General features: G+C 68.7%; 12 protein-coding genes. 7 read left to right on the top strand and 5 right to left on the bottom strand.

The window, feature by feature from the left end:
* Positions 1-139: 139 nt before the first annotated feature.
* The gene (locus ABZ420_RS34010; RefSeq protein WP_357131695.1) at positions 140-1,246 is read right to left on the bottom strand and encodes a PQQ-dependent sugar dehydrogenase; all 1,107 of its coding nucleotides are present in this window, start codon (positions 1,244-1,246) and stop codon (positions 140-142) included.
* Positions 1,247-1,364: 118 nt separating this feature from the next.
* Here ABZ420_RS34010 and ABZ420_RS34005 point away from each other — a divergent pair, with 118 nt between their 5' ends.
* Positions 1,365-2,240, top strand: a complete 876-nt coding sequence (locus ABZ420_RS34005) for a DoxX family protein (RefSeq protein ID WP_357131692.1) — start codon at positions 1,365-1,367, stop codon at positions 2,238-2,240.
* Between the two features lie 166 nt (positions 2,241-2,406).
* Here the strand turns inward: ABZ420_RS34005 and ilvD are convergent, their stop codons facing one another.
* Complete coding sequence (gene ilvD, locus ABZ420_RS34000) at positions 2,407-4,248, bottom strand: dihydroxy-acid dehydratase (RefSeq protein ID WP_357131689.1); 1,842 nt, start codon at positions 4,246-4,248, stop codon at positions 2,407-2,409.
* A gap of 322 nt (positions 4,249-4,570) precedes the next feature.
* Positions 4,571-5,116 carry a PH domain-containing protein gene (locus ABZ420_RS33995; RefSeq protein ID WP_357131686.1) on the bottom strand — a complete coding sequence of 182 codons (546 nt, stop codon included), beginning with the start codon at positions 5,114-5,116 and terminating at the stop codon, positions 4,571-4,573.
* Between the two features lie 358 nt (positions 5,117-5,474).
* Here ABZ420_RS33995 and ABZ420_RS33990 point away from each other — a divergent pair, with 358 nt between their 5' ends.
* The 3 genes from ABZ420_RS33990 to ilvC all read left to right on the top strand — a co-directional run bounded on the left by ABZ420_RS33990 (position 5,475) and on the right by ilvC (position 9,140).
* The gene (locus ABZ420_RS33990) at positions 5,475-7,409 is read left to right on the top strand and encodes an acetolactate synthase large subunit (RefSeq protein WP_357131683.1); all 1,935 of its coding nucleotides are present in this window, start codon (positions 5,475-5,477) and stop codon (positions 7,407-7,409) included.
* Positions 7,406-7,909, top strand: coding sequence for an acetolactate synthase small subunit (gene ilvN / locus ABZ420_RS33985; RefSeq protein WP_039799659.1), 504 nt, complete (start codon positions 7,406-7,408; stop codon positions 7,907-7,909). Before ABZ420_RS33990 ends, ilvN begins: the two co-directional genes overlap by 4 nt.
* 229 nt (positions 7,910-8,138) lie before the next feature.
* On the top strand, positions 8,139-9,140 hold the full coding sequence (gene ilvC / locus ABZ420_RS33980) for a ketol-acid reductoisomerase (RefSeq protein ID WP_174550026.1): 1,002 nt from the start codon (positions 8,139-8,141) through the stop codon (positions 9,138-9,140).
* 68 nt (positions 9,141-9,208) lie between these two features.
* Here the strand turns inward: ilvC and ABZ420_RS33975 are convergent, their stop codons facing one another.
* Positions 9,209-9,499 carry a hypothetical protein gene (locus ABZ420_RS33975; RefSeq protein WP_357131680.1) on the bottom strand — a complete coding sequence of 97 codons (291 nt, stop codon included), beginning with the start codon at positions 9,497-9,499 and terminating at the stop codon, positions 9,209-9,211.
* Between the two features lie 399 nt (positions 9,500-9,898).
* Here ABZ420_RS33975 and ABZ420_RS33970 point away from each other — a divergent pair, with 399 nt between their 5' ends.
* From ABZ420_RS33970 to ABZ420_RS33960, 3 genes are all read left to right on the top strand, one after another.
* Positions 9,899-10,948, top strand: a complete 1,050-nt coding sequence (locus ABZ420_RS33970; protein WP_357131677.1) for an acyl-CoA thioesterase — start codon at positions 9,899-9,901, stop codon at positions 10,946-10,948.
* Positions 10,949-10,969: 21 nt separating this feature from the next.
* Positions 10,970-11,860, top strand: a complete 891-nt coding sequence (locus ABZ420_RS33965) for a MoxR family ATPase (protein ID WP_357131674.1) — start codon at positions 10,970-10,972, stop codon at positions 11,858-11,860.
* Between the two features lie 252 nt (positions 11,861-12,112).
* Positions 12,113-13,537, top strand: a complete 1,425-nt coding sequence (locus ABZ420_RS33960; RefSeq protein WP_357131671.1) for a VWA domain-containing protein — start codon at positions 12,113-12,115, stop codon at positions 13,535-13,537.
* A gap of 21 nt (positions 13,538-13,558) precedes the next feature.
* On the opposite strand, the gene ABZ420_RS33955 is transcribed toward ABZ420_RS33960, so the two are convergent.
* Positions 13,559-14,167 carry a TetR/AcrR family transcriptional regulator gene (locus ABZ420_RS33955; protein ID WP_357131668.1) on the bottom strand — a complete coding sequence of 203 codons (609 nt, stop codon included), beginning with the start codon at positions 14,165-14,167 and terminating at the stop codon, positions 13,559-13,561.
* Between the last annotated feature and the right edge of the window lie 12 nt (positions 14,168-14,179).

Raw genomic sequence — 14,179 nt, 5'->3', positions numbered from 1 at the left:
GAACTTGTGGCGCATCTCGTCCAACTCCGCTGCCCCGACGCGGTTGGGTGCGGCGGCGGTGGCGAAGTCGCCAGCGGCGGCCACTCGGACGCGAACCATGAGGGGGCCGCGAACACGCCGCGCCCGCGCGGCCGATAACTCAGTCCGGGCCGCCGCCTCCGGCCTGCGGTGGCGGGATGCGGACGACGCGGTCGTCGAACGGGCCGGGCTGGCCGTCGGTCTTGTTCACCGTGGTCACCCAGATGGTGCCGTCGGCGCCGACCGCCGCGCCGCCGAGCTGCCCGTACTTGTCCTGCGCCATCAGGGTCGGCGCCGCGGTGACCGCGTGGGTGTTGGGGTCGGCGGCGGCGATGGCGAGGGCCTTCGCGCGGGTCAGCGAGATCGCGACGCCGTCGGTCGCCGCGGCGCAGCCCGCGACGCCGGGCCGGTCCGGCCAGGTCCACGTGGTGGTGACCACGCCGTCGTCGCCGAGCCGTTGCAGCCGGTCCTCGGCGGGGGTGCGGTCGGTGATCCAGATGCTGTCCTTGCTGTCCCGGCACACGTCCCCCGCGGTGCCGATGCCCGAGACGGCGATTTCCGGCGCGGGCGTGCGGCCGGGCACCGGGGACTTCACGCGCAGCAGTTTGCCCGCGAGCGAGCCCGCCGAGGCCGCCGCGCCGGGGTTGCCCGCGTCGCCGGTCAGCACCAGCATCTGATCGGGCGCGGCGAAGTCGATCGCGCCGTGATTCCCGGTGGCGCCCTTCGGGATACCGGTGAGGACGTCCTTGGGGGAGCCGCCTTCGGCGATGCGGACCACCCGGTTGTCGCTGCCGGTGGTGATGTAGGCGTACATCAGGCCGTCTTCGTGGTAGGTGGGCGACAGCGCGATGTCGCTGAGGCCGCCGTCGCCGGAGCCGTCCACGTCCAGCTTGGCGATCTCGACCGGCGGCTGCTCCGGAGCCACCTTCATGATCCGCCCGGTCCTGCGCTCGGCCACCAGCGCGCCGTCGGCGAGCGCGACCAGGCCGCCGGTGGTGTCCAGGCAGGTGGCGACCACCGCCGGATCCGGATCGATGCACGGGCCGCTCGGACGGGTGGTCGAGGTGGGCGACTGGCTCGGTTTCTTCGGGTCGATGTTGGCTCCGCGCAGGGTCGGTTCCGGGGTGAACGGACTGGACGCCGAATCGTCGAACCGGGCGCACCCGACCAGCAGGACGGAGCCGAGCGCCAAGCTCGCCGCGACGCGGCCCACGACAACCAAACTCATAGCTCAGACGTTACGGAAATACCGTTGCCCGCGCCCCCTCCGGGTGCGTGTTGCGCGCGCACTGACACGCCGCGCGGTACTTGCCCGCCGTGGCACGGTGCGGCATAGGGTATTGGCCGTGACCGACAAGCCGAAAGACACGCCGGAATCCAAGGCCGGGGAGGCCACTGCCGCTACGGCCGAGCAGTCGGCGGTGTCGTCCACCGGTCGAGGGGTGACCAGCCCGTACGACTCGCCGACCGAGCAGTTGGCGCGGGTGGATCAGGCCCAGCGTCCGCAGATGTCCAAGGACGTCCCGCGCACCGATGACGAACTCGGGCTCGACCCGGAGGTGCCGACCACCGCCGAGAGCAAAGCCGCCGGGGGCAAGGGGTCCACCTACGAGTACGCCAGCATTCCGCCCGCCCCCACTCCGCCGAACGACACCGGCCGCCTGCGCAGGCGCACCGGCGAGACCAGGCGCGGCACACTCGATCTAGGTTTGTTGCTGCTGCGCTGGGTGGTCGGCGGCACCTTCCTCTACCACGGTCTGCAGAAGCTCACCGGTTGGTTCCACGGCCCCGGCTTGGACGGCACCCGCGACATGATGGAGCGCGGCGGCTGGGATCACCCGAGCGTGTCCGCCATGCTGGTCACGGCGGGCGAGGTGGGCGGCGGCGCGCTGCTGATCCTCGGGCTGGCCACCCCGCTGGCCGCGGGCGCGGTGCTCGCGGTGATCCTCGACGCCTGGGCCTGGAAGCAGGGGATGGCCCCGGGGTTCCAGTACAAAGCCGGGCCGGGCGCTGTGGAGTTGGAAAGCATCCTCGCGGGCGCCGCGGCCGCGATCATCCTGACCGGTCCGGGCCGCTTGTCCTTCGACCGCAACCGGGGTTGGGCCGTTCGCCCCGCCGCGGGGTCCTTCGTCGTCCTTCTCCTCGCCGTGGCGGCCGCGGTCGGCGCCTACTGGTACCTGCACGGCGGCAACCCGCTCACCGGCATCGGCCCCTTCGACTGATTGCGGATGAACCGAGGCCCCTCCCTCCCGTGACGGGAGGAAGGGGCCTTGCTGTTCAGCGCAGTGCCACCTGATTTCGCGGACGCACCGCCGGGTGCGCAGAACCGGCGCAGGACCTGAGACCGGCCGACCGGTACGGCCGAGGCCCGGAGCGGCGGAATGAAAGCTACGGCACGTGCCGCACGGCGCCCTTGTCCGCCGAGGTGGCCATGGCGGCGTAGGCGCGCAGCGCGGTCGTCACCGGACGATCGCGGTTGACCGGCTGCCAGGGGCGTTCGGAGGCTTCCATCTTCGCGCGGCGCTCGGCGAGGACGGCGTCGTCGACGAGGACCTCGAGCGTGCGGGTGGCCACGTCGATGCGGATCTGGTCACCGTTCTCCACCAGGCCGATGACACCGCCGCTGGCCGCCTCGGGCGAGATGTGCCCGATCGACAGACCCGAGGTGCCGCCGGAGAACCGGCCGTCGGTGATCAGCGCGCACTGCTTGCCGAGCCCGGAACCCTTCAGGAACGCGGTCGGGTGCAGCATTTCCTGCATGCCCGGGCCGCCCGCGGGGCCTTCGTAGCGGACCACGATCACGTCGCCCGGCTTGATCTTCTTGCCGAGGATGACCGACACGGCCTCCTCCTGCGAGTCCACCACCACCGCGGGCCCCTGGAAGGTGAACAGTTCCTCATCGATGCCCGCGGTCTTGAGCACCGCGCCGTCGGGCGCGATGTTGCCGCGCAGCACGACGAGGCCGCCTTCGGTGGTGTAGGCGTGCTCGAGGTCGCGGATGCAGCCGCCCTCGGCGTCGGTGTCCAGCGACGACCAGCGGTTGTCGGTGGAGAACGGCTCGGTGGTGCGCACCCCGCCCGGGGCGGCGTGGAAGAGTTCGATGGCTTCCTGGGAAGCCTTGCCGGAACGGATGTCCCAGGTGTCGAGCCACTCGTCGAAGCTCGCGGTGTGCACGGTGGTGACGTCGGTCTCCAGCAGGCCCGCGCGGCGCAATTCGCCGAGGATGGCGGGGATGCCGCCCGCGCGGTGCACGTCCTCCATGTGGTAGTCGGAGTTCGGCGACACCTTCGACAGGGTGGGCACCCGGCGGCTGGTCTCCTCGATGGTGTGCAGATCGAAGTCGATCTCACCTTCCTGCGCGGCGGCCAGGGTGTGCAGCACGGTGTTGGTCGAACCGCCCATGGCGACGTCCAGCGCCATCGCGTTGCGGAAAGCCTTGGCGTTGGCGACGTTGCGCGGCAGCACGGACGCGTCGTCTTCGCGGTACCAGCGGTTGGCGATGTCGACCACGACGGTGCCTGCCCGTTCGAACAGCGCCCGGCGCGCGGCATGCGTGGCGAGGGTGGAGCCGTTGCCGGGCAGCGCGAGACCGAGCGCCTCGGTGAGGCAGTTCATCGAGTTCGCGGTGAACATGCCCGAGCACGAGCCGCAGGTCGGGCACGCCGACCGCTCCACCTCCGACAGCCCCTCCTCCGACACGGCCTGGTTCGCGCTCGCGGAGATCGCCGTGATCAGGTCGGTGGGCGCCTGTGCGACGCCGCCGACGACCACCGCCTTGCCCGCCTCCATCGGCCCGCCGGAGACGAACACCGCCGGAATGTTCAGCCGCATGGCCGCATTGAGCATGCCCGGGGTGATCTTGTCGCAGTTGGAGATGCAGACCAATGCGTCGGCGGTGTGCGCGTTCACCATGTATTCGACGGAGTCGGCGATGATCTCGCGCGAGGGCAGCGAGTAGAGCATGCCGCCGTGGCCCATGGCGATGCCGTCGTCGACGGCGATGGTGTGGAATTCGCGCGGCACGCCGCCTGCGGCGCGCACCGCGTCGGCCACGATGTCGCCGACGTTCTTCAGGTGCACGTGACCGGGCACGAACTGGGTGTAGGAGTTCGCGATGGCGACGATCGGCTTGCCGAAGTCGGTGTCGGTCATGCCGGTGGCGCGCCAGAGTGCGCGTGCGCCTGCGGCATTGCGGCCGATGGTCGTGGTTCGTGAACGAAGCGGTGGCATGTGGATGGTCCTCGGGTCGCGGGGGCTGACGTGCGACGGCGCAGAGCCTGCTCGGCGGTCCACCAGGTTACTCCCGGTGGGCGTGTCCACCGGTCGGTGGTGCGCCGGGCACGGCGGCCATGGCTGTCAGCCGGATCGGGTTTGTCGCTGTGCGTGGTGTCGCAGGCGACGACGGGTCGCCGGAGGTGCCGGACCGTCGAGGGGTGGGGACGCGAAGGAGGATCACTGCTCCGGAGAAATCATCCCATCACTCGGCCGCAACAACCTAACCGCGGTGGATGTTCCGCGCATCGCTCGAGCCGGTCGGGGGCACGACCGACTTCTAGCGCGTGTCTTCGCCGGTGGCGTCTTCGCCGGACCTGGCGACCCCGTCGGTCGGCGCGCTGTCCTCGCCGCTCGGGTTCGCGGTCGTTTCGGTGGGGGACGCTTCGGTCGCGGGCTCCGCGAACGGGTCCGGAATCCGTCCGCCGGAGAACGCCGCCAGATCGCGCAGCCGGTCGTAGCTCACCGCGGGCAACTTCACCTCGGTGCCATCGGCCAGGTCGGCGCGCACGTATCCGCGCTTGGGGATCCGCACGCCCTTCACCTGCGCCCAGTCGAGGTGGCGCGAACCGAACAGCGTCCGCAGCTCCAGCCCCGCGTCCGAGACGGCGGTCTGCGTGCGCAGCACCCACGCCAGCACCACGACCGGGATGAGCAGCAGCCACCACAGTCCGGCGGGCCAGCCGACGAACGGGAAGAACACGCACATCAGCAGGATGAACACGCCCAGGAAGGCCAGCCGTGGGATGCGGATCACACGGGCGTCGGAGGCGCCACCCGTATCCGTTGCCGCGGCGGGCGTGTGGGACGATTCAGAAGGTGGCACGGACTGATGCGGTGATGACACACCACCATCCTCGCATCCTGGTGAACGGACACAAGCAACCGCACTGTCCCACATAATGGGACGCACGGGGTCATCTGTTTGACTCTTCGGTTCACACCCGCTTAACGTCGTGCGCGTGAATCGAAACGAGTTGCTCGTAATCGGCCGGCGCGTCCAGCGTTGAGCCTGACACACTGAGTCGAATACGTCAGCTCGCGTTGCGACGCGCCACCCTCGATCAGCCCTGTGCTGTCGGGGGCTTTTTTATGTTCGGACTAACCTCCAGCATGGCGAAGCGCAAGACACCGCTGGCACAAAAATCCGGGGTCAGAACGACAACCAGTAAGGAACGAAGACGGTGAGCGCACCTACCGCACGGCCCGGGCCTTCCGCCCGTAGGCCAGCGCCTTCGGCGAATCAGCAGGCCACGCCCGCTGCCAACGCGATCTCCGCGGCCAACCGCCGTCCGGTCCCGCCCGAGCGGGTCACCGGCGCGCAGTCGGTCGTCCGGTCGCTCGAGGAGCTGGGCGTCGACACCGTATTCGGCATTCCGGGCGGCGCGATTCTCCCGGTGTACGACCCGCTGTTCGATTCCACCAAGGTGCGCCACGTCCTGGTCCGGCACGAGCAGGGCGCGGGTCACGCGGCTACCGGTTACGCGCAGGCGACCGGCAAGGTCGGTGTGTGTATGGCCACATCCGGCCCCGGCGCCACCAACCTGGTGACCCCGATCGCCGACGCGCAGATGGACTCGGTCCCGATCGTGGCCATCACCGGCCAGGTCGGCCGGAGCCTGATCGGCACCGACGCGTTCCAGGAAGCCGACATCTCCGGCATCACCATGCCGATCACCAAGCACAACTTCCTGATCACCGAGGGCATCGACATCCCGCGCATCATCGCCGAGGCGTTCTACCTCGCCGCGTCCGGCCGCCCGGGCGCCGTGCTCGTCGACATCCCCAAGGACGTGTTGCAGGCGCAGACCACCTTCAGCTGGCCGCCGGAGATGCGGCTGCCCGGCTACCGTCCGGTCACCAAGCCGCACGGCAAGCAGGTGCGCGAGGCCGCGCGGATGATCATGGAGGCCAAGGCCCCCGTGCTCTACGTCGGTGGCGGCGTGATCAAGGCCGACGCCTCGGCCGAGCTGCTGCAACTGGCCGAGCTGACCGGCATCCCCGTGGTCACCACCCTGATGGCGCGCGGCGCGTTCCCCGACAGCCACACACTGAACATGGGCATGCCCGGCATGCACGGCACCGTCGGCGCCGTCGCCGCGTTGCAGCGCTCGGACCTGCTGATCACCCTCGGCGCGCGGTTCGACGACCGCGTCACCGGCCAGCTGGACTCCTTCGCGCCGGGCGCCAAGGTCATCCACGCCGACATCGACCCGGCCGAGATCGGCAAGAACCGGCACGCCGACGTCCCGATCGTGGGCGACTGCCGCGAGGTGATCGTCGAGCTCATCGAGACGCTGAAGGCGGATCCCGCCGCGGGTGACGCTTTGCCGCTTGCGCTGACCGACTGGTGGACCTACCTCGGCGGCGTGCGCGACTCCTACCCGCTGGGCTGGACCCCGCCCGCCGACGGGTCGCTGTCGCCGGAGTTCGTCATCGAGGCGCTCGGCCGTCTGGCCGGACCCGACGCGATCTACTGCGCGGGCGTCGGCCAGCACCAGATGTGGGCCGCCCAGTTCATCAAGTACGAGAAGCCGCGCACCTGGCTGAACTCCGGTGGCCTCGGCACCATGGGCTACGCCGTCCCGGCGGCCATGGGCGCCAAGATGGGCGCGCCGGACAAAGAGGTGTGGGCGGTCGACGGTGACGGCTGCTTCCAGATGACCAACCAGGAGCTGGCCACCTGCGCCGTCGAGGGCGTCCCGATCAAGGTCGCGCTGATCAACAACGGCAACCTCGGCATGGTGCGCCAGTGGCAGACGCTCTTCTACCAGGAGCGCTACTCCAACACCGACCTGGGCACGCACTCGCTGCGCATCCCCGACTTCGTGAAGCTCGCCGAAGCCCTCGGCTGCCACGGCATCCGGGTGGAGCGCGAGGAGGACGTGGAGGCCGCCATCCGCGAGGCGCAGTCCATCACCGACCGCCCCGTGGTGATCGACTTCATCGTCGGCAAGGACGCCCAGGTGTGGCCGATGGTCGCGGCGGGCACCAGCAACGACGAGATCATGGCCGCGCGCGGCATCCGCCCGCTGTTCGACGAGGACGAGCAGGCCGCCGAGCCGGCGGTCATCCACGCGGCGATGTCGCAGGAACAGAACAGGGTGAACAACGGATGAGTACCACGCATACCCTCAGCGTTCTCGTCGAGGACAAACCGGGCGTGCTGGCCAGGGTCGCGGCGCTGTTCTCCCGCCGCGGCTTCAATATCGAATCCCTGGCGGTCGGCGGCACCGAACTGCCCGAGATCTCGCGCATGACCATCGTGGTCACCGTCGAGGACCTGCCGCTCGAGCAGGTCACCAAGCAGCTCAACAAGCTGGTGAACGTCATCAAGATCGTGGAGCAGGACTCCGACAGCTCGGTGGCCCGCGAACTGATCCTGGTGAAGGTGCGCGCCGACGCCAGTGTGCGGACCCAGGTGATCGAGGCGGTCGGGCTGTTCCGTGCGAAGGTCATCGACGTGTCGCCGGACGCGCTCACCGTCGAGGCGACCGGAACCCGGTCCAAGCTCGACGCGCTGCTGCGGATGCTCGAACCGTATGGCATCCGGGAGATCGTGCAGTCCGGTGTCGTCGCGGTGGGACGTGGACCGAAGTCCATCACCGCCACTCGATGAGGTAGCGAGCGGCACACCGATGGGGCCGACCGGCCGACGGCGGCCACGCGCTAGTCTTTCTGCGATCGACGGTTGGCGTGCCGCCCTCCCCGCCCACGCGGGAATGATCCCCTCCCGCTGCTGCGGGGGTTGATCCGATCCAGAACAACGAAAATCAACACCGGCGCAAGCACGGTGTGCCCCGCCTCGCGCGGGGATGATCCCGGAAGGAACCACAGTGGCAGTCGAGATGTTCTACGACGACGATGCCGACCTGTCGATCATCCAGGGCCGCAAGGTCGCTGTCATCGGCTACGGCAGCCAGGGTCACGCGCACTCGCTGAGCCTGCGCGACTCGGGTGTCGAGGTCCGCGTCGGTCTGGCCGAGGGTTCGAAGTCGCGTCCGAAGGCCGAGGAGGCCGGCCTGACCGTCGGCACGCCCGCGGAGGTCTCGGAGTGGGCGGACCTCATCATGGTGCTGGCGCCGGACACCGCGCAGGCGTCGATCTTCACCAACGACATCGAGCCGAACCTGAAGGACGGCGACGCGCTGTTCTTCGGCCACGGCCTCAACATCCACTTCGGCCTGATCAAGCCGCCCGCCAACGTCACCATCGGCATGGTGGCGCCGAAGGGCCCCGGTCACCTGGTGCGCCGTCAGTTCGTCGACGGCAAGGGCGTTCCGGCTCTGATCGCGATCGACCAGGACCCGAAGGGCGAGGGCCAGGCGCTGGCGCTGTCCTACGCCAAGGGCATCGGCGGCACCCGCGCGGGCGTCATCAAGACCACCTTCAAGGAAGAGACCGAGACCGACCTGTTCGGTGAGCAGGCCGTGCTGTGCGGTGGCACCGAGGAACTGGTCAAGACCGGTTTCGAGGTCATGGTCGAGGCCGGTTACGCGCCGGAGATGGCCTACTTCGAGGTGCTGCACGAGCTGAAGCTGATCGTCGACCTGATGTACGAGGGCGGCATCGCGCGGATGAACTACTCGGTGTCCGACACCGCCGAGTTCGGTGGCTACCTGTCGGGCCCGCGGGTCATCGACGCCGACACCAAGAAGCGCATGCAGGACATCCTCAAGGACATCCAGGACGGCAGCTTCGTCAAGCGTCTGGTCGCCAACGTCGAGGGCGGCAACAAGGAGCTCGAGGCGCTGCGCAAGCAGAACGCCGAGCACCCCATCGAGGTCACCGGCGCCAAGCTGCGCGGCCTGATGAGCTGGGTCGATCGTCCGATCACCGAGACCGCCTGACCCATCTCCTGATTCACGGGTGGCCCGCTCCGGATTCCGGAGCGGGCCACCCGCGTCTTCGCGTCTTCCTAACTGCTGCCGAACATGCCAGGCCCGAGCCCTTGTCCGTAACCCTGCCCGTAGGGGCCGCCGTATTGGTTGTAGCCCCAACCGAATAGCGGGTTGTTGTTGCAACTCCAGTTCTGGAACGGACCGAAGTCGCATCGGTTGTAATAGGGGTCGTACCGGACCTGAGATACCCCGGGTGTACTCGGGGTAGCCGAGGCAGGCATCGCCATAGCGGTCAACGGGATTGCGGCGATCGCACCGGCGACGACCACGCGGGCCAGGGTGCGGCGTGCGCTGGTTGTGGAGAACAACGTAAATCCTTTCACTCTTCGGTGAGCGTTTCCGCCCACCATCCCCCGTTGCGGGTCTGCCCACGGCCTACCCCCGCAGACAGATCTTGGATCTACGGTCACTGCTTTCACGGTCGCGCTTACCGACGAGGCAGCGACTGCACGACTTCACTCTTGCGCACTTGCCGCGAAAGGTCACGGGTGTTGCCTCCCCTGCGGGCCAAATCGAACCGCGGCATTAGGGGCACCCCCTATGCGCGTTGCTCATCGATCGCCGAAGACGATTCGCGCATCGGCTGATGCGGTCGTTTCGCATGGTTGGTGATTCGTTACTCGCTCGTACCGATGTCGGGTCCTAAGGTTCTCCCGGACAACGAGGTCAGGTAGCCGAAGATTCTCTGACCGAACGGATGGTGAGCCTTGCCCAACCCGACCGATATCGACCCTCGCCCGACCGTCACGCATCCGGCCTCGGCCGGTCGGCGTCCCGAGGCGATCCACCGCTTTCTCGTTCAACCCGCCGACGCGGGCATCGTGGGGTCGGTCGACGGCGGCAAGCTCCTCGAGTGGATCGACAAGGTCGCCTACGCGGCGGCGGCCCAGTGGAGCGGTCGATACTGCGTCACCGCCTACGTCGGGAACATCCATCTCGACCGGCCCATCGCGGTCGGTGAGCTGGTCGAATTGCATGCCAATCTGGTCCACACCGGCCGCACCAGCATGCACATCCTCGTCACGGTCTATTCGACCGATCCAACCCGGGTGAAGCCGGTGCAATCGGCGCAATGCCTGACGATTTTCGTCGCGGTGGACGACGATCGGCGCACTGTCGAAGTCCCGCAATGGAATCCGACAACACTGCTCGAATCGCAGCGGCACCGGCAGGCCCGGGCCCGCGTCTCGGTGCGCAAGCACATCGAGGAGGCGATGGCCGCGCAGCGCTACACCTCCGCGGGCACCGCGCCGAGCGCCACGCTGCGTTTCCTCGCCGCGCCTTCGGACATCAACTGGGGCGGCAAGGTCCACGGTGGCCGGACCATGCGGTGGATCGACGAGGCTGCGTACGTGTGCGGGGCGGACTGGGCCGGGCAGCGCGTCCTCACCTCCTACTTCGGCGGGATCCGCTTCTATCGGCCGATCGTGATCGGCCACGTCGTCGAGGTCACCGCGCGACTGATCCACACCGGCCCGCGCAGCATGCATGTCAGCGTGCACGTCACCTCCACCGACACCCATTCCGACGAACCCGCGCTGGCGGCGCACGGCCTCGCCGTGGTCGTCGCCATCGACGACGACGGAAAGGCGCGAGCCGTGCGGCAGTGGGAGCCGGTCTCCGAGGAGGATCGGGTGCTCGACGCGCACGCCCGGCACCTGATCGAGCTGCGATCGCTGGTCGAACCGTTCACCACGGCCGGCGCCGTGCCGTCCGACGCCGAGCCCAGTCATTTCCGGATACCGACACCGAGCTGACCCCGGCTAGACTAGTTACCGATGAGTAAGTTCTTCGCGTCGGTGGCCGAGGTGACCGAGCGCCTCACCGAGGCCGGGTATCTCCCGTCCCTCGATATCGCCACCGCCGTGTTCCTCGCCGGCCACCTCGGCAAGCCCCTGCTGGTCGAGGGGCCGGCGGGCGTCGGCAAGACCGAGCTGGCCAAGGCCGTCGCCACGGCGACCACCTCCGACCTGGTGCGTTTGCAGTGCTACGAGGGCATCGACGAGGCCCGCGCCCTCTACGAGTGGAATCACGCCAAGCAACTGCTCCGCATCACCGCCACGGACGACGAAGGCTGGGACAGCACCCGCGACCACGTCTTCACCGAAGAGTTCCTGCTCGCCCGCCCCTTGCTGGCCGCCATCCGCAACCCGCGTCCCACGGTGCTGCTCATCGACGAACTCGACAAGGCCGACGTCGAGTTGGAAGGGCTGCTGCTGGAGGTGCTCGGTGACTACCAGGTCAGCATCCCCGAACTCGGCACCGTCACCGCGGTGCGCAAGCCGTTCGTCATCGTGACGTCCAACGCCCACCGCGAATTGTCCGAAGCGCTCAAGCGCCGCTGCCTCTATCTGCACATCGATTACCCGACGGCGGAGCTGGAACGGGCGATCATTCGGATGCGGGTCCCGGAGCTGGACGAGGAGCTGGGGGAGCCGGTGGTCCGCGTGGTCGGCGCGTTGCGTCAGCTGTCGTTGCGGAAGGCGCCTTCTATCGCCGAGACCGTCGACTGGGCGAAGACATTGGTCGCGCTCGGTGCGCGAAACCTCAGCGGAAGCGTCGTCCGCTCGACGCTGGGAGTGCTGTTGAAATATGAATCCGACCACCGCCTAGCGGTAAAGCGGCTCGGACTCGATCCGGATGCCGAGCAAGGGGGGTCGGCGAGATGAAGTTCGGACTCGGTCAACTCCATTCGTGCCCACCACCGGGCCGTGCGGCAGGTTCGGCCTGCCCTCCAGCGGATGCCGCAGCGCCGCCGCGCAATCCGGCCTCGCATGCGCGCACCGGCTGCTCCGGCGTTGCGAAGCCTCTGCCAGGCAGCACCGTCAGGACTACGCGCCCTCGCACGCCGTCGCTTCTGGCATCCGCCATTCGACTACCGTTCGGGCCGATCACCGTGCCGACTGCGAGGCGGAGCGGGCATGAGCCTCGCTGAAGATCGCGCGGGTGAGGCGGGGAGCGACCTCTCCGGCTCGCTGACCGATCGGCTCGTCGAATTCGTCGGCCTGCTTCGCGATCACGGTATCAACGCGGGGCCGAGCGAGACCATCGATGCGGCTGAGGCGATGGTCGCCCTCGGTATCGACGATCGCGGTCGCCTGCGCTCCGGCATGGCCGCCTGCCTGCTGCGGCGCAATGGCCAACGCGCCGTGTTCGATCAACTCTTCGACCTCTATTTCCTGACCGCTCGGCAGCCACAGCCCGTTGCTCCGTCGACGCCCGAATCCATCGAAGCCCTGCGTGATCGCCTCGCCTCCGCACTGGCACAGGACGATTCGGAGTCGGTCGCCGAGCTGGCCCGCCAAGCGCTGACCGAACTCGGCGCCTACGGCGGGGCGGGAACCGGGCAGTCCTCCGCGCCGGTCACCACCGCATCCGGCGCGGGCTGGTCCTCCTACCCGGCCATGAAAGCCCTTCGCCCGGAAGAACTCATCGATCGCATCGTCGCGGGCATGAACGGCTCCTCCCGACTCGACACGACCGTCCACACCATCGAAGCCAATCGCCGCCTCGCCGCCTTCCGCGCGGCGGTCCAGACCGAGGCCCGGCTGCGTTCGGCGCAACTGCGCGGCACCGAATACATCGCCCGCCGCGGCGTCGAATCCAGCACCGACCAGATCGATTTCCTCGGTGCCCGCGAACAAGACCTGGCCGAAATGCGCCGCCTCGTGCACCCTTTGGCCCGCAAACTCGCCACCCGACTGGCCGTCCGCCGCCGCAAAGCCGTGCGCGGCCGAATCGATCTCCGCCGCACCCTGCGCCGCTCCATGTCCACCGGCGGCGTCCCCATCGACCCGGTCCTGCGCGCCCGCAAACACGGCCGCCCCGACCTGGTCGTCCTCGCCGACATCTCCGGCTCGGTCACCGGCTTCGCCGAATTCACGTTGCAGCTGATCCAGGCCCTGCAAGACCAGTTCAGCAGGGTCCGCAGCTTCGGCTTCGTCGACACCTGCGACGAGATCACCCACTTCTTCACCCCCGGCGAACCACCGACCCCCGGCACCGCCGCCCGAATCCTTCGCTCCACCAAGGTCGCCCGCTTCGGCAGCTCCAATTACGGCGAAGCGTTCCAAGGATTCCTCGACAACTACGCCGATGCCCTCGGTCCGCGCACATCCGTACTCATCCTGGGTGACGGGCGAACCAACCGCACGGACCCGAATCTCGCGGCGGTGCAAACCATCGTCGACCGCGCGAAACACACCTACTGGCTGAATCCGGAGCCGTCGCGGTCCTGGTCGACGGGGGATTCCGCCGCCCACGTGTACGCGGAGTGCGTAACGATGCACGAGTGCCGGAACGTCAAGCAGTTGACCGAGGTCATCGCGCGGCTGCTACCTGCGTGACTGGGCCGCCGGGATGGCGCCTTATCGGGATGCCCGCTCACTGCCCGCCGGGCGCAACTTGTGGACCACGGCGGCTGTCGCGGTGGCGATGACGTCATCGACCCAGCCCGGAATGGGCGCCGCGCCCGCGATGTATTCGCGCACGAGCCCGTAGGGAATAGCCTTGACGGCAGCCACCGCGATCGCCATGCGATGCTCGTCGGCTTCGCCGAACTCCGTCGCGACGGCGGCGCGTAGCGCGTCGTTCATGCGGTCGTTGACCGCGGCGATGTCGGCGCGCAACTCGGCAGAGCCCACCTCGAGCAGTTCCTCACGCCGGAACATCTTCATCGCACGAGCTTCGGTGGGATGCTCACGGCAGTATCGCGGCAGGTGCATCGCGGCGGCGAGCAGCGGGTCGGCTCCCGACAGCGCGGCGACGAATCCGGTCTGGAAGCGCTGGATCGAGCGCAGCCACAGTCGTGCGAGCAACTCTTCGCGGGAGGCGAAGCGCACGTAGATCGATCCGGTGTGGACGCCGGAGGCAGCGCTGATCGCGGCGATGGTGGGCCTGGTCGTCGCCGGATCGGCGAGCAAGTCGCGCGCGGCATCCAGGATCTGGTCATCGGTGAATCGCCGGGGTCTTGCCATGGGGGAGAGCTT

The organism is Nocardia sp. NPDC005745, assembly GCF_040630775.1.
GTDB lineage: Bacteria > Actinomycetota > Actinomycetes > Mycobacteriales > Mycobacteriaceae > Nocardia.
Note: the sequence above shows the minus strand (reverse complement) of the source record. Positions and strands in the feature narration are given on the sequence as shown.